22 protein-coding genes and 1 pseudogene are annotated in these 23,826 nt (G+C 60.4%); 11 read left to right on the top strand and 12 right to left on the bottom strand.

Going from position 1 to position 23,826, the window contains the following annotated elements:
• The first annotated feature begins 1 nt into the window (after position 1).
• The 3 genes from FHT70_RS19330 (at position 2) to FHT70_RS19320 (ending at position 4,095) form a co-directional block, all read left to right on the top strand.
• Positions 2-694: an ATP-binding cassette domain-containing protein gene (locus FHT70_RS19330; protein WP_183704078.1), complete on the top strand. Its 693-nt coding sequence runs from the start codon at positions 2-4 to the stop codon at positions 692-694.
• Entirely contained in the window at positions 691-1,962 is a 1,272-nt protein-coding gene (locus FHT70_RS19325) for an FtsX-like permease family protein (protein ID WP_183704075.1), read from the top strand. The genes FHT70_RS19330 and FHT70_RS19325 overlap by 4 nt, the downstream gene beginning before the upstream one ends.
• A 246-nt stretch (positions 1,963-2,208) precedes the next feature.
• Positions 2,209-4,095 (top strand): MFS transporter, encoded by a 1,887-nt coding sequence (locus FHT70_RS19320; protein ID WP_183704072.1) that lies wholly within the window; start codon positions 2,209-2,211, stop codon positions 4,093-4,095.
• Between the two features lie 42 nt (positions 4,096-4,137).
• On the opposite strand, the gene lpxE is transcribed toward FHT70_RS19320, so the two are convergent.
• Both lpxE and leuB read right to left on the bottom strand, forming a co-directional pair.
• On the bottom strand, positions 4,138-4,890 hold the full coding sequence (lpxE, locus tag FHT70_RS19315; protein ID WP_183704070.1) for a lipid A 1-phosphatase LpxE: 753 nt from the start codon (positions 4,888-4,890) through the stop codon (positions 4,138-4,140).
• A gap of 257 nt (positions 4,891-5,147) precedes the next feature.
• Complete coding sequence (leuB, locus tag FHT70_RS19310; RefSeq protein WP_183704067.1) at positions 5,148-6,260, bottom strand: 3-isopropylmalate dehydrogenase; 1,113 nt, start codon at positions 6,258-6,260, stop codon at positions 5,148-5,150.
• Between the two features lie 245 nt (positions 6,261-6,505).
• Here leuB and FHT70_RS19305 point away from each other — a divergent pair, with 245 nt between their 5' ends.
• The gene (locus FHT70_RS19305; protein WP_183704064.1) at positions 6,506-7,438 is read left to right on the top strand and encodes a pyridoxal-phosphate dependent enzyme; all 933 of its coding nucleotides are present in this window, start codon (positions 6,506-6,508) and stop codon (positions 7,436-7,438) included.
• A gap of 276 nt (positions 7,439-7,714) precedes the next feature.
• Here FHT70_RS19305 and leuD read toward each other — a convergent pair whose 3' ends face one another.
• The 3 genes from leuD to FHT70_RS19290 all read right to left on the bottom strand — a co-directional run bounded on the left by leuD (position 7,715) and on the right by FHT70_RS19290 (position 9,220).
• A complete protein-coding gene (gene leuD, locus FHT70_RS19300; protein ID WP_183704061.1) occupies positions 7,715-8,323 on the bottom strand; it encodes a 3-isopropylmalate dehydratase small subunit in 609 nt (202 codons plus the stop codon).
• A gap of 135 nt (positions 8,324-8,458) precedes the next feature.
• Complete coding sequence (locus tag FHT70_RS19295; protein WP_183704058.1) at positions 8,459-8,878, bottom strand: VOC family protein; 420 nt, start codon at positions 8,876-8,878, stop codon at positions 8,459-8,461.
• 108 nt (positions 8,879-8,986) lie between these two features.
• Entirely contained in the window at positions 8,987-9,220 is a 234-nt protein-coding gene (locus tag FHT70_RS19290; RefSeq protein WP_085779873.1) for a hypothetical protein, read from the bottom strand.
• Positions 9,221-9,333: 113 nt separating this feature from the next.
• Between FHT70_RS19290 and FHT70_RS19285 the strand changes: the two genes are divergently transcribed.
• Entirely contained in the window at positions 9,334-10,239 is a 906-nt protein-coding gene (locus FHT70_RS19285) for a CoA ester lyase (RefSeq protein WP_183704055.1), read from the top strand.
• On the top strand, positions 10,239-10,445 hold the full coding sequence (locus FHT70_RS19280; RefSeq protein ID WP_009996762.1) for a DUF1737 domain-containing protein: 207 nt from the start codon (positions 10,239-10,241) through the stop codon (positions 10,443-10,445). The genes FHT70_RS19285 and FHT70_RS19280 overlap by 1 nt, the downstream gene beginning before the upstream one ends.
• 23 nt (positions 10,446-10,468) lie before the next feature.
• Here FHT70_RS19280 and FHT70_RS19275 read toward each other — a convergent pair whose 3' ends face one another.
• Positions 10,469-10,906 carry a metallopeptidase family protein gene (locus FHT70_RS19275; RefSeq protein WP_085779871.1) on the bottom strand — a complete coding sequence of 146 codons (438 nt, stop codon included), beginning with the start codon at positions 10,904-10,906 and terminating at the stop codon, positions 10,469-10,471.
• A gap of 162 nt (positions 10,907-11,068) precedes the next feature.
• Here FHT70_RS19275 and FHT70_RS30410 point away from each other — a divergent pair, with 162 nt between their 5' ends.
• The 5 genes and pseudogenes from FHT70_RS30410 (at position 11,069) to bfr (ending at position 17,892) form a co-directional block, all read left to right on the top strand.
• A complete protein-coding gene (locus tag FHT70_RS30410; RefSeq protein ID WP_246721884.1) occupies positions 11,069-12,022 on the top strand; it encodes a hypothetical protein in 954 nt (317 codons plus the stop codon).
• Positions 11,934-13,481 carry a DNA polymerase Y family protein gene (locus FHT70_RS19270; protein WP_348649557.1) on the top strand — a complete coding sequence of 516 codons (1,548 nt, stop codon included), beginning with the start codon at positions 11,934-11,936 and terminating at the stop codon, positions 13,479-13,481. Before FHT70_RS30410 ends, FHT70_RS19270 begins: the two co-directional genes overlap by 89 nt.
• Positions 13,478-16,933: an error-prone DNA polymerase gene (locus tag FHT70_RS19265; protein WP_183704050.1), complete on the top strand. Its 3,456-nt coding sequence runs from the start codon at positions 13,478-13,480 to the stop codon at positions 16,931-16,933. Before FHT70_RS19270 ends, FHT70_RS19265 begins: the two co-directional genes overlap by 4 nt.
• A gap of 99 nt (positions 16,934-17,032) precedes the next feature.
• Positions 17,033-17,441: pseudogene (locus FHT70_RS19260) on the top strand ((2Fe-2S)-binding protein).
• Complete coding sequence (gene bfr, locus FHT70_RS19255) at positions 17,407-17,892, top strand: bacterioferritin (protein WP_183704046.1); 486 nt, start codon at positions 17,407-17,409, stop codon at positions 17,890-17,892. Before FHT70_RS19260 ends, bfr begins: the two are co-directional and overlap by 35 nt.
• 81 nt (positions 17,893-17,973) lie before the next feature.
• On the opposite strand, the gene FHT70_RS19250 is transcribed toward bfr, so the two are convergent.
• From FHT70_RS19250 to rsfS, 6 genes are all read right to left on the bottom strand, one after another.
• Entirely contained in the window at positions 17,974-18,507 is a 534-nt protein-coding gene (locus FHT70_RS19250; protein WP_183704044.1) for an RNA pyrophosphohydrolase, read from the bottom strand.
• 24 nt (positions 18,508-18,531) lie between these two features.
• Positions 18,532-19,728, bottom strand: a complete 1,197-nt coding sequence (locus FHT70_RS19245; protein WP_183704042.1) for a divergent polysaccharide deacetylase family protein — start codon at positions 19,726-19,728, stop codon at positions 18,532-18,534.
• A 76-nt stretch (positions 19,729-19,804) separates the two neighbouring features.
• Positions 19,805-21,127 (bottom strand): S41 family peptidase, encoded by a 1,323-nt coding sequence (locus FHT70_RS19240; protein WP_003543943.1) that lies wholly within the window; start codon positions 21,125-21,127, stop codon positions 19,805-19,807.
• Positions 21,117-22,517 (bottom strand): murein hydrolase activator EnvC, encoded by a 1,401-nt coding sequence (locus tag FHT70_RS19235; RefSeq protein WP_183704040.1) that lies wholly within the window; start codon positions 22,515-22,517, stop codon positions 21,117-21,119. Before FHT70_RS19235 ends, FHT70_RS19240 begins: the two co-directional genes overlap by 11 nt.
• A 178-nt stretch (positions 22,518-22,695) precedes the next feature.
• Positions 22,696-23,178, bottom strand: a complete 483-nt coding sequence (gene rlmH, locus FHT70_RS19230) for a 23S rRNA (pseudouridine(1915)-N(3))-methyltransferase RlmH (protein ID WP_183704038.1) — start codon at positions 23,176-23,178, stop codon at positions 22,696-22,698.
• A gap of 117 nt (positions 23,179-23,295) precedes the next feature.
• Entirely contained in the window at positions 23,296-23,739 is a 444-nt protein-coding gene (gene rsfS, locus FHT70_RS19225) for a ribosome silencing factor (protein WP_085779863.1), read from the bottom strand.
• Positions 23,740-23,826: the final 87 nt, after the last annotated feature.

Below are 23,826 nucleotides of genomic sequence, written 5' to 3'. Positions count from 1 at the left end.
CATGCTCGCACTCGATATCGAAAACCTTGATGTCACCTTTCCGGGCCTCAGCTCGCCGGCGCTGGCAATCGGCCGCCTGTCGATCGAGGCCGGCAGCAGGGTCGCCATCACTGGAGCATCAGGCTCCGGCAAGAGCACCTTCGTCAATGTCGTCACCGGCCTTGAGCGGACGCGGCAGGGCCATATCCGCTGGAACGGTGAGAATATCGCCGCTTTTTCGGAAGGCCGGCGAGACCGGTTCCGCGCCGTCAATATCGGCCTGGTCATGCAGGAATTCCACCTTTTCCCCGGCCTGTCGGCACTCGAAAACGTGCTTCTGCCTGCCCGGCTTGCCGGCGCTGCGACGGCCGCCGTCATCGAGCGGGCGAATGTGCTTTTGAACACGGTCAACCTGTCCCGGCCCGGCCAGAAGATCGAGACCATGTCGCGCGGCGAGATGCAGCGCGTGGCGATCGCCCGCGCGCTGTTGCGCAAGCCTGGTGCCATCATTGCCGATGAGCCGACCGCGAGCCTTGACGCCGAAAGCGGTGAGGCCGTCGGCGATCTCCTCCTCGATCTTGCCAATGCCGAAGGCAGCACGCTGATCGTCGTTTCCCATGACCAGCGGCTCGCCGGCCGTCTCGACCGGCGTATCACGCTCAGTTCCGGCCGGATCAGCGAGGATTCCATTGCCGCTGCGGGGGAGGCTGCATGATCCGCTTCATTTGTGCCGATCTTCGCCGCCTGTGGGCGGGATCACTGGTTGTCGTGCTCCTGGTGGCGCTTGCGACCGCGCTCGGCGTCTCCGTGGTGCTGCAGGAGCGGGCGCTTCGCCTCGGCAGCGCGCGCGCCGCCGATAAGTTCGACCTCGTCATCGGCGCCGGCGGCAGCGAGACACAACTCGTGCTCTCCTCCGTCTTCCTGCAGCCCTCGCCCCTGCCGCTGATGCCGGGCGAGGTGCTGGCAAAACTTGCCGCCGACCCCCGGGTCGACTGGGCGGCGCCGATCGGCTTTGGCGATTTCTTCTCCAGCTACCCGATCGTCGGTACGACAACAAAGATGTCGAACAAGCTGTCCGGCGATCTTGCCGAAGGCAAGGCTTTCACCCACGAAGGAGAGGCAGTGATCGGCTCCGCGGTCAGGCTTTCGCTCGGCGATGAAATCAAGCCGATGCACGGTTCGGCGGAAGAAGGGGGCGAGACCCACACCGAACTCGCTTATCATGTCGTCGGTCGCCTGCGGCCGACGGATACTGCCTGGGACCGGGCGATTCTCGTTCCTATTCAGGCGGTCTGGCACATTCACGGGCTGGAGGCGGAGGAGCATGCGGGAGACGCCGAAGAGGACGGACACGATCATGATCATGCCGACGCCGATCGTGACGCGCACGATCATCATGGAAAGCTCGATCCGGAAGCCGTGCTGAAGGAGACCTGGGTCGCAGATGCTCCAGGCCTTCCGGCTATCCTCGTCAAGCCGAAAACGATCGCCGATGCCTATAAGCTTCGACGGGATTATCGCAACGGCAATACCATCGCCGTCTTCCCCGGCGAGGTGCTGACAAATCTTTACGCCACGCTGGGCGACGCCAAGCAGATCCTTGTTGTGGTCGCTTCCGGGGCACAGGCTCTTGTCGCGGCCTCACTGGTCCTGGTCACGGTCATTCATATCGGCCAGCGCCGCCGCCAGATCGGCGCGCTCAGAGCCTTCGGCGCCCCGCGCGGCGCGATCTTCGGCATCGTCTTCCTGGAATTCTTCTTTCTGGTGGCAATCGGCATAGCACTTGGATTTGCGCTCGGTTTCGCTGCGGCGCTGACCTTGTCCGGCATGCTCTCGCAGACCAGCGGCATCGCCATGCCGGTTGGCTTCGCCCCGGAAGATGCCGAGCTTACGGGGGTGTTGCTCGCCTTTGCCGGTATTCTCGCCGCATTGCCGGCGGTGCTTGCCTACCGGCAATCGCCGGCGCAGGCGCTGAGGGCTTAACAGGTCCCCTTTCGCAAACCGGCTGAAACCGTCCCGCCGCCAAATGCCATCGCCGGGCAGGAGGGCTGAGCAACGCTCCGATGCGAGTGATGGGACGGCCTCGTTAGACTAAAGTCATAATCCCAAAGCATCTCTCTTTGCGGCCTGTCTTTTCTGGCACACTCTCGTCAGGCGTGTCGCGGCCCGGGGTATGCTTTGAGGAGAGTCGGCCGCGCCCGTTGCTCATCACTCTGTGGAGGACAGACAATGGCAAATGTCACAAGCATCGACGGCGCGAAGGCCGGTCCGATGACAGGCGAGGAGAAGAAGGTCATCTTCGCCTCTTCGCTCGGCACCGTTTTCGAATGGTACGATTTCTATCTTTACGGTTCGCTCGCTACCTATATCGGTGCGACCTACTTCACCCAATATCCCGAGGCGACGCGCAATATCTTTACGCTGCTCGCCTTTGCCGCCGGCTTCCTGGTGCGTCCGTTCGGCGCGCTGGTTTTCGGCCGTCTCGGTGATCTCGTCGGCCGAAAATACACCTTCCTGGTGACGATCCTGATCATGGGTATGTCGACCTTCCTCGTCGGTATCCTGCCGGGTGCGGCCAGCATCGGCATCGCAGCCCCGATCATTCTTATCGGTCTTCGCCTGCTCCAGGGTCTGGCGCTCGGCGGTGAATATGGTGGTGCTGCAACCTATGTCGCCGAACATGCGCCGAACGGACGGCGCGGCTACTTCACCTCATGGATCCAGACGACGGCGACGCTCGGCCTGTTCCTGTCGCTGATCGTCATCATCCTGGTCCAGTCGCTGATGGGTCCGGTTCAATTCGCAGCCTGGGGCTGGCGCATTCCATTCCTGGTCTCGGTCGTGCTGCTCGGCATTTCCGTCTGGATCCGTCTGAAGATGAATGAATCGCCGGCGTTCCAGCGCATGAAGGCAGAAGGCAAGGGCTCCAAAGCGCCGCTGACCGAAGCCTTCGGGCAATGGAAGAATGCCAAGATCGCGCTCATCGCCCTTCTCGGCGCCACCATGGGCCAGGCAGTCGTCTGGTACGGCGGCCAGTTCTATGCGCTCTTCTTCTTGCAGAACGTGCTGAAGGTCGATCTGTTTTCGGCCAATGTCATGGTCGCTATTGCGCTCTTCCTCGGCACGCCATTCTTTGTCATTTTCGGCGGTCTTTCCGACAAGGTCGGCCGCAAGCCAATCATCATGGCAGGCCTCCTACTTGCAGCAGTGACCTATCAGCCGCTGTTCAAGGCAATGACCTGGATGGCGAATCCCGCGCTTGCCGAAGCGCAGGCGTCGATCCGCGCAACGGTCACGGCCGATCCGGCGGATTGCAAATTCCAGTTCAACCCGACGGGTACGTCGAAATTCACCAGCTCATGCGACGTGGCGACAGCATTTCTGACGAAGAACTCGGTGCCATATGACGTCGTGCCGGGTCCCGCCGGACAACCGGCGACGGTGAAGGTCGGTAACAGTACGATTACCAGCTTCGACGTCGTTGCTGCCGGCGACAAGGCGAAGGGCATGACCGCCGCCTTCGAAAAAGGCGTCAACATTGCGCTCCATGATGCCGGCTATCCGCTGAAGCGGGCCGCCGCCAAGGTGCCGGATAGCAAGCTCGATGCCTTCATCGCCGCCAATCCGGAACTGGCGCTCACTGCCGATGCGGTGCGCGCCGGCGACAAGGAAACCATGCCGGCAGCCAAGCTGGTAGAAGGCAAGCTTTTGACGGCGGACGAGGCCAATGGCGTCACCGACATGGCGGTCTACAACATCGCCAATGGCGGCAGCTATGCCATGGTTGCCGATCCGACCCGCGTCAACTGGGTCGGCACGATCGCCATCCTCTTCGTCCTCGTCATCTATGTGACGATGGTCTATGGCCCGATCGCGGCCCTTCTGGTCGAACTCTTCCCGACTCGCATCCGCTACACCGGCATGTCGCTGCCCTATCATATCGGCAACGGCTGGTTCGGCGGCCTGCTGCCGGCGACGGCCTTCGCGATGAGCGCTGCCGCGGGTGATATCTATTACGGTCTCTGGTACCCGATCGTCTTTGCGGCGATCACGCTGGTGATCGGCCTGATCTTCCTGCCGGAAACGAAGAACAGGGATATCCACGCCATGGATTGATGACGCGTCCGCGTCTGACATGCTCGAAAAACGGCCCGGCGCTCACAAGGCGCCGGGCTTTTTCGCGTCGGGGAACAGGCGCTTGGCGAGCGGCCAGCCGTTCGGCGCCAGTTTGAAGAGCAGGCCACAACGGGCATAGACGATCGCCGTCAGCAGTGAGAACCAGCCGCCGAAAGCAAGACCGGCGATGACGTCGCTTGGATAATGGGCGCCTACCATGACCCGCGTCATGGCGAGCCAGATGGCGCAGGCGATAAAGGCAACACGGTAGCGCGGAAACAGCAACGCGAAAGCGGCAAAGAAGGCGCCGACCGTGGTGGAATGGCCGGAGGGAAAACTTTCGAAAGCGGCATGACCCGAAAAGGGCGTGAAGGAGAACATCCCGTAATCATGAAAGTGATCGGGGCGCGCCCTTCCAATCGCCCGTTTCAACAGATTGGCGAGAAGCCCAGAGCAAACAACCGTGGTGAAGAGATAGGCGCCGATCCAGCTGACATAGAGCGCCTGCGCCTTGGCGCGCGCCGATTTCAGGAGCTTGTATCCCGCCCTGCCCTGGAAGAACAGAAGGACGCTGGTGTAGATCAGCCAGGCGGAATCGCCGAAGCCCGTCAGCAGTTCGCCGAGGTGCTTTACAGCTGCAGGAGGCTCGCTGGCGCCGATCGGCGCGTCGAAGAGCAGCATGGAAAGGATGACGGCATTGATCGTGATGAAGAGACAAGCCTGCCAGCGCAAAGGCGGCATCGCAGCGTCGCTCCGGCGCCAGCGCCTGTCCAGGGAAGCCCAAAATGCCCGCATGCCGTCGTCCGTTCGAATTAGCCTTCGAGCGCCGCGCGTGCGGCAGGCGCTCTTTCACTTTGAACTGGCGCATAGACGGAAATCGTTTCCAACTTCCAAAATATGCGGAGGTGAAATCCGGCGCAAAAATACACGAGATTGTGGCCGAGGATAGTCCGTTTCGGTTAATTCGATCGAGTCCGGCGGGTTTTGTCTATCTCTGAAAAGCCCCCCGCATGCGTGATGCGAAGGGCGGGAACTGTTTCACGTGAAATATATCAGGCCGAAAGCGCCTTGAATTCGGCGAGGATTGCATCGCCCATCTCGACCGTGCCGACCTGCCGGCAGCCGTCGGCCATGATGTCGCCGGTGCGGATGCCCTTGTCGAGCACGTTGGCGATCGCCTTTTCCAGGTCATCGGCTTCCTTGACCATATTGAAGGAATAACGCAGGCACATGGCGAAGGAGGCGATCATGGCAATCGGGTTGGCAATGCCCTTGCCGGCGATGTCGGGGGCCGAGCCGTGCACCGGTTCATAGAGCGCCTTGCGCTTGCCGGTCTTACCATCCGGCGCGCCGAGCGAGGCCGAGGGCAGCATGCCGAGGGAACCGGTCAGCATGGCGGCGACGTCGGAAAGCATGTCGCCGAAGAGATTGTCGGTGACGATGACGTCGAACTGCTTGGGCTGACGCACCAGCTGCATGCCGCCGGCATCGGCCAGCATATGTTCGAGCTCGACGTCGGAATATTTCGACTTATGCGTTTCGGTCACCACGTGGTTCCAGAGCACGCCCGACTTCATGACGTTGCGCTTTTCCATGGAGCAGACGCGGTTCTGCCTTGTGCGGGCCATTTCGAAGGCGACGCCGGCGATGCGCTCGATCTCGTAGGAATCGTAGACCTGCGTGTCGATGCCACGCTTCTGGCCGTTGCCGAGGTCGATGATCTCCTTCGGTTCGCCGAAATAGACGCCGCCCGTCAGCTCGCGGATGATCAGGATGTCGAGGCCTTCGACCAGTTCCGGCTTCAGCGACGAGGCCGAGGCAAGCGCCGGATAGCAGATGGCGGGACGCAGGTTGGCGAAGAGCTGCAGGTCCTTGCGCAGGCGGAGCAGGCCTGCTTCCGGGCGCACTTCGTAAGGTACGCTATCCCATTTGGGACCACCGACCGCGCCGAAGAGAACGGCGTCGGCGGCAAGCGCCTTCTGCATGTCGGCTTCCGAGATCGCCGCGCCATGGGCATCGTAAGCGCAACCGCCGACAAGGCCTTCGTCGGTTACGAAACCGGCATTCATCGCCTCGTTCATATAGGCGATAATCCTGCGGACCTCGCCCATCGCCTCGGGACCGATGCCGTCACCCGGCAGCAGGAAAAGATTGCGCGCAGTCATGAAACCCTCCTGGAAAAACAAGTTGCGGCTTCTTAGACCCCGGAAATAGGCATTTCAAGCGAGAGAAGGGTTGAATCGGTACGCTTCAATCTCTGCGTCGGCCCGATTTTTCGGCCGATTCAGAGATTGAAAGTATAACAGCGTCCCTTGCGCGTCTGAAAGCGCGGGCCTGTAGGTCAGGAAGGTTGCTCCTGTGCCGGCAAACGGATTAGAACCGTCGTCTCACTTATCTCTTGGATGTTTGCATGGCTTCAGCACCCCTCCATCTCGACACGCCCCTGGTTCGGACATCCCCCGGCTATAGCGCCAGCGGCAAACCGCTCTGGCTGAAGCTCGATGCGCTGCAGCCTTCCGGCAGCTTCAAGCTGCGCGGCGTCGGCCGGCTGTGCCAGCAGGAGGTGAAAGATGGTGCGCGCGAGATCTTCTGCGCCTCCGGCGGCAATGCCGGCATTGCCGCGGCCTATGCCGGCCGGGCGCTCGGCGTGCCGGTCACGATCGTCGTGCCGGAGACGACGGCGGCCGATGTTCGGCAGTCGATTGCCGCAATCGGCGCGAGTGTCCTCGTCCACGGAGGCGTTTTCGACGAAGCCAATGCCCACGCGGTCGAACTCGCCCGCAGCCGCAAGGCGACCTATGTGCACCCTTTTGACCATCCGCTTCTGTGGGATGGTCATGCCACGCTGATCGATGAGGTCGTTGCGAAGGGTGCGACATTCGATTGCGTCGTCACCAGCGTCGGCGGCGGCGGGCTGCTGGCCGGCATTGTCGAAGGGCTGAAGCGGAACGGCCTTTCCGGTGTCCCCGTCATCGCAGTCGAAACCGAAGGGGCGGCGTCACTTCACGCAAGCCTCAAGGCAAACGAGCGCGTTACCCTTCCCGCCATCACCTCGATTGCCACGTCGCTCGGTGCAAGGCAGGTGGCGCAGCATGTCTTCGATCTACCGAAGCAGCATCCGATCGAAAGCGTTGTCGTCAGCGACGCCGATGCCGTCGCCGCCTGCCTGAAATTTGCCGATGCGCATCGCATCCTCGTGGAGCCGGCCTGCGGTGCCGCCCTTGCCATTGCCGATGTGCATGCCGCGCTGCTTCAGCGCTTTGACAATCCACTGATCGAAGTCTGCGGCGGCATCGGCGTGTCGCTCGAAAAGCTGAGGCTCTGGAAGGAGAAGTTTCTCTGATCGAGATCAAAGAAATGCCGAGCTAGGTTCGGTTCGTGCCCCGATAGCTGCCCCTCACCCTCACCCTCTCCCTCTCCCCGTAAACGGGGCGAGGGGACGCGGCAAACGCAGCGTTGAGGCCGAGGAAGACGGTGCGGCATACCTTCGCCCCGCTTGCGGGGAGAAGGTGGCGGCAGCCGGATGAGGGGCAGGTGCCCCGATCGTCTGAACTAAGGATTATGTTGGGCAGGCCAAGCCGGGCGAAGGCCCGGCTCGATCAGCAAGTAATTGAATAGCTTAAGCCGCCCAGGGATGCGACGCGGCGTTCTTCTTTTCGAATTCGTCAATCGCCTTGCCCTTTTCCAGGGTCAGGCCGATATCGTCGAGGCCGTTCAGCAGGCAATGGCGCTTGAACTCGTCGAGATCGAACTTGATGGAGCCGCCATCGGGTCCGGTGATCTCGAGGTTTTCGAGGTCGACTGTCAGGATGGCGTTGGAGCCGCGCGAGGCATCATCCATCAGCTTGTCGAGGTCTTCCTGGCTGACTTTGATCGGCAGGATGCCGTTCTTGAAGCAGTTGTTGTAGAAAATATCGGCAAAGCTGGTGGAGATCACGCAGCGAATGCCGAAATCGAGCAGTGCCCAGGGAGCGTGCTCGCGCGAGGAACCGCAGCCGAAATTGTCGCCGGCGACTAGGATCCTGGCATCGCGATAGGCCGGCTTGTTCAGCACGAAATCGGGATTTTCGGAGCCGTCTTCATTATAGCGGGCTTCGGCGAAAAGGCCCTTGCCGAGACCGGTGCGCTTAATGGTCTTCAGATAGTCCTTCGGGATGATCATGTCGGTGTCGATGTTGACGACCGGCAGGGGCGCTGCAACGCCCGTGAGCTTCACGAATTTATCCATGACCTATGCTCCATTTCAGCAAAACGTACTTTCCTGAATGTGCATCTAGTCCAGTTTTTCGCCGAAATGAAGGAGAATCTTTCTAAAATGGCGGCCACGCGACGTTCGCGTGGCCTGGGGGCGGTGCGAGGCCTGTTACTTGGCAGGCGCGTTCAAGCCCCAGAGGACGCCGAACGGATCGCGAAGCTGGCCGTAGCGATCGCCCCAGAACATCAGTTCGACCGGCATGACGACTTCGGCGCCGGCGGCCACGGCACGATCCCACCAGAAATCGATATCGTCGATAACAAGCTGGATGGCAAAACCTTCATGGCCTTTGAAGGGATGGCCGTATTCGGGATAGGCATCCGCCAGCATGAGGGAGCTGTCATTGATATAGAGATGAATATGCATCGTCCGGCCGCTTTCATCGACCGGCACCCTGTGGGCCTCTTCGGCGCCGAAGGCCTTCTTGTAGAATTCCGCGGCCTTCACCGCACCATCGACGGTCAGGTAGGGCAGCAGGCCATTCTTCACCGGCGGCAGCTTGGCCGGTTTGTCTTCCATCGTATCCATGCTCGTCCTCCATCGTTTTTGAGCGCCGGCTGAATGCCCGGGTGCTTCAAAGACGTATCATGGAAGCATGATCCGACAGTGGCGGCCAATATTTTTGAAAGCAGGACCTCAGAGATCGATGATCGTGCCGCGGCCGTCGTTCCAGACGCGCATCTCCGGCTTGCCGTTGTTTGCCTTGGCGCGCACCGGAGCGGGCTTCATCTTCATCGAAAGCGCGCGTCCGACCATGAACACGGTCAGGATGCCGCCGACGGCAAGCGTCACCGAGAAGGTGAGAAGCAGCATGGCGACAAAGAAGGTGGCGCCGGCCAGCATGAAGAAGATGGAGCGAATGTTCTGCATGGGTTTGAAACCTTTCTACAGAAAGGAATGTGGTCCTTCCTTTTCCTCTCTGCAAGGCAAGCATGGCTTTTTGTTGTCTTGCCGGGCTTTGCGAAGCTTGGCACTAATGGCTGATGAAGCAAACCACACCTCTGCGTTCCTCAAGTCTGCGCCGCTCGGTGCTGAGTGTGCCGGCCATCAATCTGCGGGCGCTCGAAAAGAGCCGTTCTCTTGATTGTGATGCGGTTATTTTCGACCTGGAGGACTCCGTCGCGCCCGAGAGCAAGGGCCAGGCGCGGGAAAATCTGCATGCTTTTTTTGCCGGACCGCCGCTCGAGGGCAAGGAAAGGATCATTCGTATCAATTCTTTGTCATCCGGATTCGGGGCGGCGGATCTCGATCTGGTCAAGGCGCTTTTGCCCGACGCCGTTCTCCTGCCGAAAGTGGATGGATCCCAGGATGTCATCGATATTGGCGATCTGCTGGCCGATGTGCAGGTGCCGGAGGAGCTGCGCATCTGGGCAATGATCGAAACGCCGCGCGGCGTGCTGAACGTCGGGGCGATCGCCGAAACCGGCCGCATGCTGGGGGCGCGGCTCGATTGCCTCGTCGTCGGCCTCAACGACCTGCGCAAGGAAACCGGCGTCCTGCCGCAGCCGGGGCGAAGCTTTCTCGTGCCCTGGCTGATGCAGGTCATTCTCGCAGTCAAGGCTTATGGGCTTGATGCGCTCGACAGCGTTTTCAACGATTTTCGGGATGGCGAAGGTTTCGACGTCGAATGCGGGCAGGGTCGCGCTATGGGTTTTTCCGGCAAGATGCTGATCCATCCCGCGCAGATTGCGGCCGCCAACCGGCATTTCGGTCCGAGCGCGGAAGAGATTGCCGAAGCGCAGGCAATCATATCAGCCTTTGCCGATCCGGCCGCCCAAGGCCTCAACGTCATCAATGCGAACGGCCGGATGATTGAGCGGCTGCATCTTGTCCAGGCCGAAGCTCTGGTTCATAAAGCCCGCCTGATTTCTGCAAGAAAGCCCGCCTGATGAAACTCTACCGCTTCCTGACCGGTCCCGACGACGCTTCCTTCTGCCACAAGGTCACCGCCGCCCTCAACAAGGGCTGGTCTCTGGAGGGCTCGCCGACCTATGCCTTCAATGCCGCAACCGGCGCGATGCAATGCGGCCAGGCCGTCGTCAAGACTGTCGAAGGCAAGGATTACGATCCGGAGATGAAGCTCTCCGAGCAATAGCGCGTTCTGCCGAACGCACGGTTTCAGCGCTCGGCGGCTTCCTCGGCGCTGGCCTCGATCCGCTCCATATCCTCATCGCTCAGCCCGAAATGGTGGCCGATCTCGTGGATCAGGACGTGAGTGATGATATCGCCGAGCGTCTCGTCGTTCTCGGCCCAATAGTCGAGGATGGGGCGACGGTAGAGGCGAATGCGGTTCGGCATTTCGCCGGTTTCCACGGTGAAACGCTCCGAAATTCCCCTGCCTTCGAAAAGGCCGAGCAGGTCGAAAGGCGTTTCCAGCGCCATATCCTCGAAAACGTCGTCATCGGGGAAATCCTCAATCTCGATGGTGAGATTGGTCGTCAGCTGGCGAAATTCATCCGGTAAATGGCTGTAAGCCTCCATGGCCAGCGACTCGAAGGTGCTGATCGTCGGCGCATGGCGGTCCTGCCAATCATCGCTCTGGTCTACGCGGGCCATGAATATTCCTTCCTTTGCGGGCCCATATAGAACCTTTGCCGCCGATTTTCGAGTGCGGAATCAAAGGCAGGAATAAATTCATAAAAAATGATTGTTGACTCTTCTTCAGCTCTCTGGAATCCATAAGAACATAACAGGAACAATACGGACGGAGTAAACGCCATGGCGCAGAACGCCCTGGCGCGCGAGCGGCTTTTTGCGCTCCGCGAAACCATCGCCAAGCTAGAAGGAAAGCCTGCGCCGGCGCTTGCGGCAGCGGAGCGGGAAGCCATGGCTTCGGAAAAGACCGGAGAGATTCAGGAACGGAACGACCTCGGGCTTCGCCTACCAATTGGCGTGTCACCGCTCGACGAGGCGATGGAAGGCGGCCTGCCGCTCGACGCGATCATTGAATTTCGCGCTGCAAGTTCCCGCGATGCTGGGGCGGCAAGCGGCCTGGCTATGGCTGTTGTGACGTGGATGCAGAAACAAGAGGAAGATGCCGGGAGGTCTCTGCCGCTGCTCTGGATCGGCGATACGGTTGGCGCGCTGGAAGCAGGCCGGCCTTATGCCCCGGGGCTTAAGGATTTCGGATTGAAGCCGGAGCGATTTTTCCATGCCGCGCCGCGCAAGCTGGAGGATGCGCTCTGGCTTGCGGAAGCTGCCGTTGAAAGCGCAGCCTTCTCTGCCGTCGTCATGGAGGTGCGTGGCAATCCTCTGCATTTCGGTCTGACCGAAAGCCGTCGGCTTAGCCTCAGGGCGCGTGCCGCCCGCCGTCCGCTTTTCCTCATCCGTCAAGCCGGCGCGGAGGAAGCGAGCAGTGCTGCTTTGCGCCTTCGGGTCGAGCCGGCGCCGTCGCATCTGCGGCCGTTACCGGACGGATCGAAGCTAGCCGGCAGCATCGGCAACCCGATTTTCCGTCTCACGCTGGAGAAGAGCCGACATCCGGCTCCATTCTCCTTCCTTCTGGAGTGGAGCCCCCATGAACGCGAATTTCTTGCCGTCGACGAACCAAGCTTCACTCGGTCTCCAGGCGAAAAATCAGCGCATTCTGGCGCTCAGCTTCCCGCATCTGGCCACAGATCGCATCGCACGCAAGCGCTGGGGGCTTTCCTGGCGTTCGAAAGGGCGTCCTGAAGAACCGCCGCTCGCCTGTTGCGGCAAGCTCAACAACGCCATGCGTTTGACGGCGCTGGACGAATTCGCCGAGAGGTTGGGATTGCGGAAGGATCAAGGCGTTGCCGAAGCGCGCGCCATGTATCCGGCGCTCGATGTCATGGAAGAAGATCCTGCGGCCGACCGCCGGCTTTTGGAAGCCATTGCCGACTGGTGCGACCGTTATACGCCGATGGTGGCGTTCGATGGCAGGGATGGGCTGCTTCTCGACATTACCGGCTGCGCTCACCTCTTCGGCGGGGAAAGAGCTCTTCTCAAGGATATTCTGTCGCGGCTCTTCCATATGGGGCTCGATGCACGAGGTGCGGTCTCATCGACGCCGGGCCTTTCCTGGGCTGTCTCCCGTTTCGGAAACGGCGGCATCGTGGAAGACGAGGAGACGGAGCATGTTTTGATGCCGCTGCCTGTCGCGGCCTTGCGCCTGGAAGAACAGATCGTCGAGGCTTTGAAAAAGCTCGGGCTCAAATATGTCGGCGATGTCATTCATGCGCCGCGGGCGCCGCTCACCCGTCGTTTTGGCCAGGCGCTGCTTCTGCGGCTCGACCAGGCGCTGGGCCGCGAGGAGGAGCCGATCTCGCCCCGGCGTCCCGTCGCCAGTCTTTCGTCCGAACGTCGTCTGATCGAGCCGATCGGAACGGAAGAACAGATCCTTGCCGTCACCGGGCAGGTTGCCGTGTCGCTGAAGCCGTCGCTGGAAGCGCGCGGTGCCGGCGGGCGGGTGTTCGAGCTAGTGCTGTTTCGTGTCGACGGCAGGGTTTTCCGCATTTCCGTCGGTGCTTCGCGGCCGCTTCGCGAGCCGAAGCTCGTTGCAGGGTTATTTTCCGAACGGCTGCATGCGATTTATGACGATATCGATGCCGGCTATGGTTTCGAGATCCTGCGCCTGGATGTGCTGCGGCATGACCCGTTCAACGACACGCAGGGCGATTTTGAAGGTGACCGGCAGGATGAAATCTCTCTTTCAACCTTCGTCGACCGCGTTTCGGCCCGTCTTGGCCGGGATTGCCTGCAAAGTTTCCAACTTCGGGAAAGCCATGTGCCGGAGCGGGCCGTGATCACGGTACCGGCAATGGAGAGCCTACCGGCATTGCAGAAAGTGAAGCAGGACAGCGCGCTTCCTTTTCGTGAGGAGCGCCCTCTGCGGCTCTTTGCAAACCCGGAGCCTGTTGAGGTCGCATTTGCTGAAGTGCCGGACGGTCCACCGCAGACTTTCCGCTGGCGGCGGACACAACATCAGGTGGCAAGAAGTGAAGGACCGGAACGGGTCGCCATGGAATGGTGGATCGATGGGGATGATGCGCAGACGCGCGATTATTTCAGAATAGAGGATGAGTCTGGACACCGCTTCTGGATCTATCGTCAGGGTCTTTATGGTGAAAAACCCGATCCACGCTGGTTCATGCATGGGGTCTTTGCATGAGGGCCGAGCCTGCATTCTTCGAAATCGGCACGAGAACGAACTTCTCGTTCCTCGAAGGTGCCTCCAGCCCGGAGGAGATGGTCGTGCAGGCCGCTCACCTCGGACTCGGCGGTCTCGGCATTGCGGACCGCAATTCGGTTGCCGGCGTCGTCAGGGCACATGCGCAGGCCGAGCAGCTTGAGGAGAGATATAAAAACAGAGATGCGATTTTGGCTCAGGCAGCGAAGGAAGGGAAAAGAGAAGAGATTCTCGATCCTATCCGGATTCAGCCGGGCGCCCGACTCGTCTTTTCCGATGAAACGCCTGATATTCTCGCCTATCCCCGCAATCGGCAGGGCTGGGCGAATCTCTGTCGTCTCCTCAGCGCGGGCAATCTGAAAGAAGAGGCAGTCAAGGGCGCCTGCATTCTGACAGAAGCAGAGCTCATGGAATGGGGCGACGAGATGATGCTCGCGCTCGTTCCGGACCGGAGCCTTATCAGCGATCCTGCCCGCCAGCCGGTGCTTGAAGACTATCTGGAGCGGTTTCGCAAACGGTTCCGCAAGGGATTTTTCATGGCGTTGTCGCCAGCCTATGACGGGCGGGACCGGCAGGCCTTTGCGGTGTTTTCCATGTTGGCCGTCCGAAACCGTGTGCCCTTGATTGCAACCAATCAGCCGCTCTATCATCACCCCGATCGCCGGCCGCTTTCTGATATCGTGATCGCGATCCGGGAGCATGTGCAGATCTCGGAAGCCGGATTCCTTCTGGCGCCCAATGCCGAACGCTTTCTCAAGGATGCACGTGAAGTATCCAGGATTTTCCGGGACTATCCTCACGCGGTCGAGAATACGCAGGTGTTTTTCGCAGGGCTGAGCTTTTCCCTGAACGAGTTGAAACATAATTATCCCGCGGAAAACGATCCCGGCGAAACCCCGCAGCAAACTCTGAAAAGGCTGACGTGGGCAGGAGCGGCAAAACGTTATCCGGGTGGTATTCCCGAGAAAGTGGCGCAGCAGATCGAGTATGAGCTGAAACTCATCGGCGACAAGAATTATGCCTCCTACTTTCTGACGGTTCACAAGATCATCCAGCACGCTCGTTATCAGATTGGTGTGCTCTGCCAGGGGAGGGGGTCGGCAGCGAATTCGGTCATTTGCTTTTGTCTTGAGATTACCGAAGTCGATCCTCAAAAGAGCACGCTCCTCTTCGATCGCTTTATTTCGATGGACCGGGACGAGCCGCCTGATATCGATGTCGATTTCGAGCATGACAGGCGTGAAGATGTCATCCAGCATATTTATGGAAGGTATGGCGTCGCGCATGCCGGGCTGACGGCAGCCGTCACCAGCTATCGCACTCGTTCGGCGGGCCGCGAAGTCGCCAAGGCTTTTGGCCTGTCGGAGGATGTTCAGTCGGCCATCAGCAGTCTCGTCTGGGGCTGGTCGGAAGACAATCTCTCGGAGCGGGATGCGAAGGCGGCTGGCCTCGACATCAAAAATCCAGTGACGCGGAATGTGCTGAAATATGCATCGGAACTCCTCGGTTTTCCGCGTCACCTCACACAGCATGTCGGTGGCTTCGTCATCACGCGGGACCGGCTCGACGAAGTGGTGCCGATCATGAAGACGGCGATGCCGGATCGATACATGATCGAGTGGGACAAGGACGATCTCGACAATGTCAAGATTCTCAAGGTGGATGTTCTGGCGCTCGGCATGCTCACCTGCCTGCGGAAAGCTTTCTCGCTGCTTGAACTGCATTATGAGATCAAGAAGACGCTCGCCGATCTCGGCAATAGGGAGCATGGGGAAGAAGGCGAGCCGGTCTATGACATGATGGGCCGCGCCGATACGGTCGGGGTTTTCCAGATCGAAAGCCGGGCGCAGATGAGCATGCTGCCGCGTCTGAAGCCCAGGCGCTTTTATGATCTTGTCATCGAGGTGGCGATCGTCCGGCCGGGACCGATCCAGGGCGACATGGTCCATCCCTATCTGAAAAGACGGGAACAGACGAAAAGGAATATTCCGATCGAATATCCGAGTGAGGAGCTGAAGACGGTTCTTGAAAGAACTCTTGGTGTGCCTTTGTTCCAGGAGCAAGCCATGCAGATTGCAATCACTGCGGCAGGCTTTGCGCCAGCGGAGGCGGACCGGCTTCGACGCGCCATGGCAACGTTTAAAAGAACCGGCACGATCGGCAATTTCGAGACGCGTTTCATCGAGGGGATGACGACAAACAAGCGTTACACCAAAGAATTTGCGCAGCAATGTTTCAATCAGATCAAGGGTTTCGGTGAGTATGGGTTCCCCGAAAGCCACGCCGCCTCCTTCGCGCTGCTGGTTTATGCCTCCTCGTGGATCAAAGCCTATTATCCCGATGTCTTCTGTGCGGCGCTGCTGAATTCACAGCCGATGGGATTCTACGCGCCGGCCCAACTGGTACGGGATGCACGAGAGCATGGCGTGAAAATCCTGCCGGTCGATATCAACCAGTCGGACTGGGATTGTACCCTGGAAGAGGCCGCCTTCGATCATACGGCCATTGATTTCCGGCACCGTGAAATGCGGGAAATCATCAGGACACGACATGCGGTACGGCTCGGCCTGCGGCAGATCAAGGGTCTTTCGTCCACCGATATGCAGTTGCTCGTCGACAATCGTGGAGGAGGTTACGCGTCGGTGCGTGATCTCTGGCTGCGTTCCGGGCTGCAGAAATCCGTCATCGAGCGACTGGCGGATGCGGACGCCTTTCAATCCATCGGACTATCGCGTCGCGAGGCGCTTTGGGCGGTACGGGCTCTCGATGTGAAGAGCGCAACGGAGGAACTGCCGCTTTTCGGACAAGTGCGCCATATCGATCTGCAGCCCGAACCTCAGGCAAAGCTGCCGGATATGCTGCCGGGAGAGCAGGTGATCGAAGATTATCGCTACCTTTCGCTGTCGCTGAAGGCGCACCCCGTATCTTTCCTGCGCGACGATTTGCGCAATGCTCGCGTAACACGCAATGTCGACTTGCTGCGCGTCGCGAACGGGCAGCGGGTGACGATTGCCGGCCTGGTGCTGGTGCGGCAGCGACCGGGATCGGCCAGCGGCGTGATCTTCATGACACTGGAAGATGAAACCGGCGTTGCCAATGCGATTGTCTGGCCGAAAATTTTCGAAAAATACCGGTCGGTCGTCATGGGTGCGCGGTTGGTGAAGATCTTCGGAAAACTGCAAAGCCAGAGTGGCGTGATTCATACCGTCGTCGAGCATATCGAGGACATGACGCCTGCCCTTGGTATCCTGCAGCGCGAGGCCCGCCGTTTCGGCGCTTGCGAACGCTCGGACGAGGTATTGCGGCCCGGCGGCGACCAGCGGCAGCTTGGCGATGCGCGCAAGAGGATGGGGCGAGAGACGGCTGCCGCAAGCCGGCATACGGATGTGGCGGAAACCGCCGATGTCATGCCGCGCGGCCGGAATTTTCATTGAAACGCGTCGCGCTGCCCTGACTTATCTCCACGTCTTTTGTCGTGCATGTCATCGCCTCCGAAGTGAATATTAGAAAATTTGCAACAGGCTCCGCCCAACGTGCCTTGCAGGGAAGCGGACTCGAATTTTTTCTTGACAGCTACCATCTTCTTTAGCAGAAAACACGATAGTCAGTGTCATGTTTGGAAATGAAGACGTGCTTGTCTGCAGCTGCAATTACATAACCGACAAGGAAATCCGGGAGGTTATCACCAACTTTCTCGACGAAGATTGTTGGCAGCTTATCGTGCCTGCGAAGGTCTACCACGCCATGGAAAAACGCGGCCGTTGCTGCGGCTGCTTCCCCAACGTGGTCGACATCATCATCCAGACCACCGAGGAATATCACGCCCGTCGCCACTCGACGGAGGCCGAAATATTTGATTTCATGTCGCGCTTGAAGCAGTTCCATGAGGAAAACAGGAGAGCGGACATTGAAAGGCGACAAAAAGGTCATCGAGCGGCTTAACGAGGCATTGTTCCTCGAACTCGGTGCGGTCAACCAATATTGGGTTCACTATCGTCTTCTCGAAGATTGGGGCTACACGAAACTCGCCAAGAAGGAACGCGCCGAGTCCATCGAAGAGATGCATCATGCCGACCGGCTTGTCGCCCGCATCATCTTCCTCGAAGGTCATCCCAATCTGCAGACCTTGGCCCCTCTGCGTATCGGCCAGAACGTCAAGGAAGTCCTCGAAGCCGACCTCGCCGGCGAGTACGACGCCCGCACGGCTTACAAGAAGTCGCGCGATATCTGTTATGACTCCGGCGACTATGTGTCGATGAAGCTGTTCGAAGAGCTGCTGGCCGATGAAGAAGGCCATATCGACTTCCTCGAAACGCAGCTCGATCTGCTCGAAAAAATCGGCGAAAGCAAATACGGCCAGCTCAACGCCGATTCCGCCGACGAAGCCGAATAAGCTTCTACCAGATGCCGGCCGCGTCAGGGCGGCCGGCACTCCCGCGCTCGCCGCGCGCAAATCGGAAGCATCCCGGTCTGATCAGTCCTCCGATTTCAATGCTGTCAGATGCTGGAATTCGGCGATCACCTGGTCATAGACGGCGCGTTTAAAGGGGACGATCAGGCCAGGTAGCTCCTGCATCGGCTTCCATTCCCAGGCGTCGAATTCGGGATCGTGGCCGCCGGGCGGCGGGTTGATGGCGATCTCGTTCTCGTCGCCCTCGAAGCGGAAGGCGAACCAGCGCTGCGTCTGACCGCGGAATTTTCCTTTCAGTCCGATGCCGATCAGCGTCGGCGGCAGATCGTAATTGATCCAATCGCTTGCCTCGGCGAGCAACGTCACCGTCCTGATGCCGGTTTCCTCATAGAGCTCGCGATAGGCGGCATCCAGGGGATCCTCGCCCTTGTCGATGCCTCCCTGGGGCATCTGCCAGAGCTGCGGCGAGCCGTCATATTCGGAATTGCCGTCAGGGATGCGTCGGCCGGCCCAGACCAGGCCATCGCGGTTCAGGATCATCACGCCGACGCATGGGCGATAGGGCAGATCCTCGGCTTTCACGGTCGCTTGGCTCATCTTCTTCTCCGTTGAGACATCATCTCAGGGGTTATTGGGGTCGTTGGAAAGCGCCGCGACGCCGACGATCTCGATGCCGCGCATCGAAGCCTCCTCGCTCCACTTGGCAATGGCGTCGACGCTTTCGTCAAAAGCCGAGGCGATGCCGATCGCCTGGCCGTTTTTGCGCGCGATGCGTTCGAGCTCGTCGAGTTTCTTCAGTATGGCGTCGACATTAAGCTGGCCGTCGAGTTGCAGATCGGCAAAGGCATAGGGCAGTTCGGTCCCCTTGGCGACATCAGCTGTTTTCGACTGCGCCGACGTCCCGTCGTCGAGGAAGAGCAGACCGCGTTTGCCGATCTCGCGCATCACGGGTTCCATGGCGGCAGGCTCGGAAAGGAAACGGCCGCCGAGATAGTTCATGATACCGGTGTAATTGGTGATCTCGCCCATCGCCTTGTGCAGGTTCTCGATGTTGCGGGCGATCGGCTTTGAGGTCAGCAGTGTCTCCGGGCCCGGATCATTGGCCGGATAATCAAACGGTTCCAGCGGCACCTGAAGAAGGATTTCATGGCCGCCGCGGCGAGCCTCCTGCATCCAGCGCTGGAGGCCGTTGCCGCTTGCGGCAAAGGCCAGCGTGATCTCCTCGGGCAGTTCGGCGATGGCGCGCTGCGTTCCTGTCTGGCTGAGCCCAAGGCCGCTGACGACAATGGCAATGCGCACACCGCGGGCGCCGGACGAGGGGCGGGCATACTGATCCATCGGCCGTCGGCCGTCGGGACCGACGATCGGCAGCCTGCCATAGGCCGAATCCTCGAGCAGTGTCTCGTTCGGCAGCGCCGCCATGCGCGGATCCTGGCCGACCTGCATGGCATCGACCAATACCGGTCCGCTGCCGTCGCGGGGACGGGGGCTGTATTTGGTAACGACGGAGCCGTCGCCGGTGACCATCTGCTCGACATTGGCGCCCGAACGCGGTTCCGCGCGCGGCATTCCATCCGCCGCCTGGCCGGCCGGCGTCTGCGCTGGTTGAGGTGTGCTGGAAGAGGGCGCTGCCGCTTGCTCGGTTGCCGGCGTTTTTTTGCGCTCGAGCTCGTCGCCGCGAAAGGCCGTATACAGAGAGAAGCCGCCTATCGCGAAAAGGCATAGACTGGCGGCAATGCGGCCGAGGCGCAGCACTCCCGGCCGCCGACTGCCGGTTTTGCGGTTGCGCCCCAAAGGCGCATGCAGGTCCGTTCCCAATTTTCTCGCCCGCTCCAAACCGGGAAACAGCAGAAAGGGTCAAGGCCGGGCGAGTGCCCGGCCTTGCAATGATCGATTACTTGGCGACGACGGCCTTGTCCGGGTTCGGCGGGAAGGCCGGATCGGTCTTCTTGCCGCGCAGCAGGTCGAGCGCGTAGTTCAGCTGAACGTCGTCCTTCGGGTCTGGCGGCACATAGGCAACGGAGCCTGAACCCTCGTCGGTTTCGCTCTGGCCCTTGATGTGGCCGCGCAGGCTGGATTCACCCTCCGTCACCATCTTGCCCTGAAGTTCCTCCGGCAGCGGCTCCTCGACCTTAATGTCGGGTGTGATGCCGGTGCCCTGGATCGAGCGCCCCGACGGCGTGTAATAGAGCGCCGTGGTCAGGCGTAGCGCGCCGTTTTCACCGAGCGGGATGATCGTCTGGACAGAACCCTTGCCGAAGGAGCGGGTGCCGAGAACGGTGGCGCGACGAAGATCCTGAAGGGCGCCGGCGACGATTTCCGATGCGGACGCCGAACCGCCGTTGATCAGCACAATAACCGGCTTGCCGTCCGTCAGATCGCCCGGGCCGGCATTGAAGCGGCGGGTTTCATCGGGATTGCGGCCGCGGGTCGAAACGACCTCGCCACGCTGCAGCAGGGCATCGGAGACATTGATCGCCTGGTCGAGCAGACCGCCCGGATTGAGGCGCAGGTCAAGGACGTAACCCTTCAGCTTGTCGGCCGGAACGGTGTCCTTGATCTTCTTGATCGCCTTCTCCATGTCGGGATAGGTCTTTTCGGTGAAGGAGATGATGCGGAGATAACCGACATCGTCCTCGACGCGCGACTTGACGGCCTGGACGGCGACAACGTCACGGACGATCGTCAGCTCGATCGGCTTGTCGGCGCCCTTGCGGATCAGCGTCAGCTTGATTGGGGTGTTGACGGCGCCGCGCATCTTCTCGACGGCGTCTTCCAGCTTCAGGCCGCGAACGGACTGCCCGTCGATCTCGGAAATGTAGTCGCCGGCGAGAACACCGGCCTTGGCGGCGGGCGTGTCATCGATCGGCGTGATGACCTTGACGAGCTCGTCTTCCATTGTGACTTCGATGCCGAGACCGCCGAACTCACCCTTCGTCTGGGTGCGCATATCTTCAGCGTCCTTCGCATTCATGTAGCTCGAATGCGGGTCGAGCGAAGACAGCATGCCGTTGATGGCGTTTTCGATCAGCTTGTCTTCGGCCGGCGGCGTGACGTACTGCGCGCGCACTCGTTCGAAGACATCGCCGAATACCGACAGTTCCTTGTAGGTGGAGGATCCGGCTGCTTCTGCCGGCACACCTGCCGAATAAATGACGCTCATCGCGGTCGCACCCATCAATGCGCCGACCAGAACAAGAGAAGCCCTACGAATCATTGCGTGCCTTTCCAGTGTCCTTGGCGGTCCACCACGGTCGGGAATCGACCGGTTTACCGTCTTTTCGAAATTCAATGTAAAGCGTTGGCCGGTCCGTTTCCAGCGCCAATGCAGTTGCGCTCGCCACTCTTTTCGCTCCCATCATGGCGAGCGGTTCACCAGAGAAAACGAATTTTCCCTGACGGGTATTGATGGTATCCATTCCCGAGAGAACCAGGTGGTATCCGTCGCCCGCGTCGAGAATGATCATCTGACCGTAACTGCGGAAAGCGCCGGCAAAAACCACCAGCCCGTCTGCCGGGGCCGTCACCACTGTCTCCGGGTTGGTGGCGACCGTCATTCCCATGGCTTCATGCCCGGTGCCATCGGCATCGCCGAACTGGCGCAGGATATCGCCTGCCACGGGCAGTTCCAATTTCGCCCTCAAATCTGCGAAGGGATATGCGGGCGCAATGCGGTTTTTATCGGGCACGCCGCTCTCGGCCAGCGCCTTGGCCTGAGCCCGCTGCTCGTCCGTCAAGAGCTTGCGGTTCTCCTCGGCCTGACGGGCCGCGGCGGCCGCTTCGCGTACCGAGGCGATCTCGGATTCCATCGAGGCGACGAGGCCTTCGAGGCTGGTCGCCTTGCCCGCGAGTTCCTCGGACCGCTTCTTCTCGGCCTCCAGATCAGCGGCGTTGCTGCGGCTGAGCTTGTCGTTTTCGGCAAGCAGCAGATCCATGCGCCGCTCTTCCTCGATGCTGTCGGTCATCGTCGCCGTCAGCTGGCTCTTCTCGGCGGCGCTTGCCGTCTGTAGCGCGGCCAGGCTTGCGAGATCGGCGGCGAGCTTGTCGGTTTCCTTGCGGATGCCGGGAACGACGGCGCCGAGCAGGATGGCGCTGCGCACGGATGCGAGCGCGTCGTCCGGGGTGACGAGCAAAGCCGGCGGCGGATTGCGGCCCATGCGCTGAAGTGCCGCCAGCACCTCGGCCAGCAGGCCGCGGCGTTCGTGCAGGGAACGGCGGATGCCATTCTCCTTGACGCCGAGGTCGGCAAGCTTCTTCTCGCTCTCAAGGATCTGTTTTTCCAGCCCCTTGCGGCGGGCGGCGGAATCGATCAGCGCCTGGCGAATGCTCTGCGTGCTCTTTTCCAGATTGGCGATACTCTGCTGGAGTTCGCTCACCTTATCGGAGGAGAGGCTGATTGATTTCGACAGGGTTTCGAGTTCGGCGCGGGTCTGATCGCGTTTGGCGGCAAGTTCGGCGGCCGGATCAGGCGGCGGCGCCTCGGCGGGCGGCGGGTGTGAAGATTGCGCCGCTTCCGGGGCGGCATCCTGGGCCAGGACCGAAAACGGGCTTGTCGAGACGAGGATGACCGCAACACCGAAACCGGCCGCAAGTGCCGGCAAAATCATGCGGTGTCGCCTGGTTGGAGTCGTCGTCATGCGTGTCAGGGCACTCTCTCAAATCGCGCGGAGACTAAGCTGATTTGGCACGCTTTGCCAGAAAGTTTGCAGGAGAAAGCCTGCCTGCGCAAAACACGGCTGCGTGACAATGCGACGCATAGCCGAGCCATGGACCGAGCGTGAATGGTCAGACGCGGTGATAGGGGTGGCCGGACAAAATGGTGACGGCGCGGTAGAGCTGCTCGGCGATCAGCGTGCGCACGAGTTGATGCGGCCAGGTCATCTTGCCCAGGCAAAGCGTGGCGTCGGCCCGGTCGTAAAGGCCGGAATCAAGTCCGTCGGCTCCGCCGATTGCAATCGTCAGCTCACGTTTGCCCTGGTCACGGTAGTTGCCGAGCAGCTTGGCGAAGGCTTCACTGTCGAGCGCCTTGCCGCGTTCATCCAGAAGGATGAGAACGCTGCCCTCGGTCAGCGATTTCAGCAGCATCGCCCCCTCCTCGCGCTTTCGAGTCTCCGCATTGGAGGCCCGGCTTTCACCGACTTCAGCAACGCGGGTGAATTCGAGGCCGACAGCAGAGCCGGCCTTGGCAAAACGATCGAGGTAACGGGCCACAAGATCCTTTTCGGGGCCGGACTTCAGCCGTCCCACCGCAAAAAGACCAATTCGCATTTCCCCGCTCCTGCTCGTGACGGCATTTCAGGCACACGATACACCGCGGCCGGCTTCTCATGTTTCCCGGCCAGTCAAATGCCGCATCTCAGGCGCCGGGCGATGCCGGCCCGCCTGTCAGTGCCGTGTCTCTTCATCCATATCCGGAGCCGCCCACATCTTTTCGATGTTGTAGAACTCGCGGATTTCGGGACGGAACACATGCACAATGATGTCACCCGTGTCGATCAGGATCCAGTCGCCGCCTTCCTGACCTTCGACGCGGGCCGTACCGAAGCCTTCGTCCTTGAGATCGGTGAGCAGGTGATCCGAGATCGCCAGGACGTGCCTGTTCGAGCGGCCGGAGACGACCACCATGTAGTCTCCGAGCGCCGATTTTCCGGCAATGTCGATGGTGACGATATCTTCAGCTTTGGAGTCCTCAAGGCTGGTGAGGACGGCTTCTAAGGCGCGGGCAGCGGCATCGGCGCCACGTTCCGCACTCTTCGGGACAACGGCGAGCGTTTTTCCCTTGGCGTGTACTGTTGTCAGTTTTTTCCCTTTCCTGGAATGACAAACCATGCACAACACGAGATCCGATTGGGACCGGATCATGGTTAAGATAGGCATCAAACCATTAATGTTTCAAGACGTGCTAAGGTACAGAGC

It is taken from the genome of Rhizobium sp. BK049, from assembly GCF_014193135.1.
GTDB lineage: Bacteria > Pseudomonadota > Alphaproteobacteria > Rhizobiales > Rhizobiaceae > Rhizobium.
This window is presented reverse-complemented; position numbering and strand designations above follow the sequence as displayed.

What these genes read in the sequence shown, in the direction of transcription:
- FHT70_RS19330 (WP_183704078.1), top strand. Translation starts at nt 2, where the DNA reads ATGCTCGCACTCGATATCGAAAACCTTGATGTCACCTTTCCGGGCCTC.
- FHT70_RS19325 (WP_183704075.1), top strand. Translation starts at nt 691, where the DNA reads ATGATCCGCTTCATTTGTGCCGATCTTCGCCGCCTGTGGGCGGGATCA.
- FHT70_RS19320 (WP_183704072.1), top strand. Translation starts at nt 2,209, where the DNA reads ATGGCAAATGTCACAAGCATCGACGGCGCGAAGGCCGGTCCGATGACA.
- lpxE (WP_183704070.1), bottom strand. Translation starts at nt 4,890, where the DNA reads ATGCGGGCATTTTGGGCTTCCCTGGACAGGCGCTGGCGCCGGAGCGAC.
- leuB (WP_183704067.1), bottom strand. Translation starts at nt 6,260, where the DNA reads ATGACTGCGCGCAATCTTTTCCTGCTGCCGGGTGACGGCATCGGTCCC.
- FHT70_RS19305 (WP_183704064.1), top strand. Translation starts at nt 6,506, where the DNA reads ATGGCTTCAGCACCCCTCCATCTCGACACGCCCCTGGTTCGGACATCC.
- leuD (WP_183704061.1), bottom strand. Translation starts at nt 8,323, where the DNA reads ATGGATAAATTCGTGAAGCTCACGGGCGTTGCAGCGCCCCTGCCGGTC.
- FHT70_RS19295 (WP_183704058.1), bottom strand. Translation starts at nt 8,878, where the DNA reads ATGGATACGATGGAAGACAAACCGGCCAAGCTGCCGCCGGTGAAGAAT.
- FHT70_RS19290 (WP_085779873.1), bottom strand. Translation starts at nt 9,220, where the DNA reads ATGCAGAACATTCGCTCCATCTTCTTCATGCTGGCCGGCGCCACCTTC.
- FHT70_RS19285 (WP_183704055.1), top strand. Translation starts at nt 9,334, where the DNA reads ATGAAGCAAACCACACCTCTGCGTTCCTCAAGTCTGCGCCGCTCGGTG.
- FHT70_RS19280 (WP_009996762.1), top strand. Translation starts at nt 10,239, where the DNA reads ATGAAACTCTACCGCTTCCTGACCGGTCCCGACGACGCTTCCTTCTGC.
- FHT70_RS19275 (WP_085779871.1), bottom strand. Translation starts at nt 10,906, where the DNA reads ATGGCCCGCGTAGACCAGAGCGATGATTGGCAGGACCGCCATGCGCCG.
- FHT70_RS30410 (WP_246721884.1), top strand. Translation starts at nt 11,069, where the DNA reads ATGGCGCAGAACGCCCTGGCGCGCGAGCGGCTTTTTGCGCTCCGCGAA.
- FHT70_RS19265 (WP_183704050.1), top strand. Translation starts at nt 13,478, where the DNA reads ATGAGGGCCGAGCCTGCATTCTTCGAAATCGGCACGAGAACGAACTTC.
- FHT70_RS19250 (WP_183704044.1), bottom strand. Translation starts at nt 18,507, where the DNA reads ATGAGCCAAGCGACCGTGAAAGCCGAGGATCTGCCCTATCGCCCATGC.
- FHT70_RS19240 (WP_003543943.1), bottom strand. Translation starts at nt 21,127, where the DNA reads ATGATTCGTAGGGCTTCTCTTGTTCTGGTCGGCGCATTGATGGGTGCG.
- FHT70_RS19235 (WP_183704040.1), bottom strand. Translation starts at nt 22,517, where the DNA reads ATGATTTTGCCGGCACTTGCGGCCGGTTTCGGTGTTGCGGTCATCCTC.
- rlmH (WP_183704038.1), bottom strand. Translation starts at nt 23,178, where the DNA reads ATGCGAATTGGTCTTTTTGCGGTGGGACGGCTGAAGTCCGGCCCCGAA.
- rsfS (WP_085779863.1), bottom strand. Translation starts at nt 23,739, where the DNA reads ATGGTTTGTCATTCCAGGAAAGGGAAAAAACTGACAACAGTACACGCC.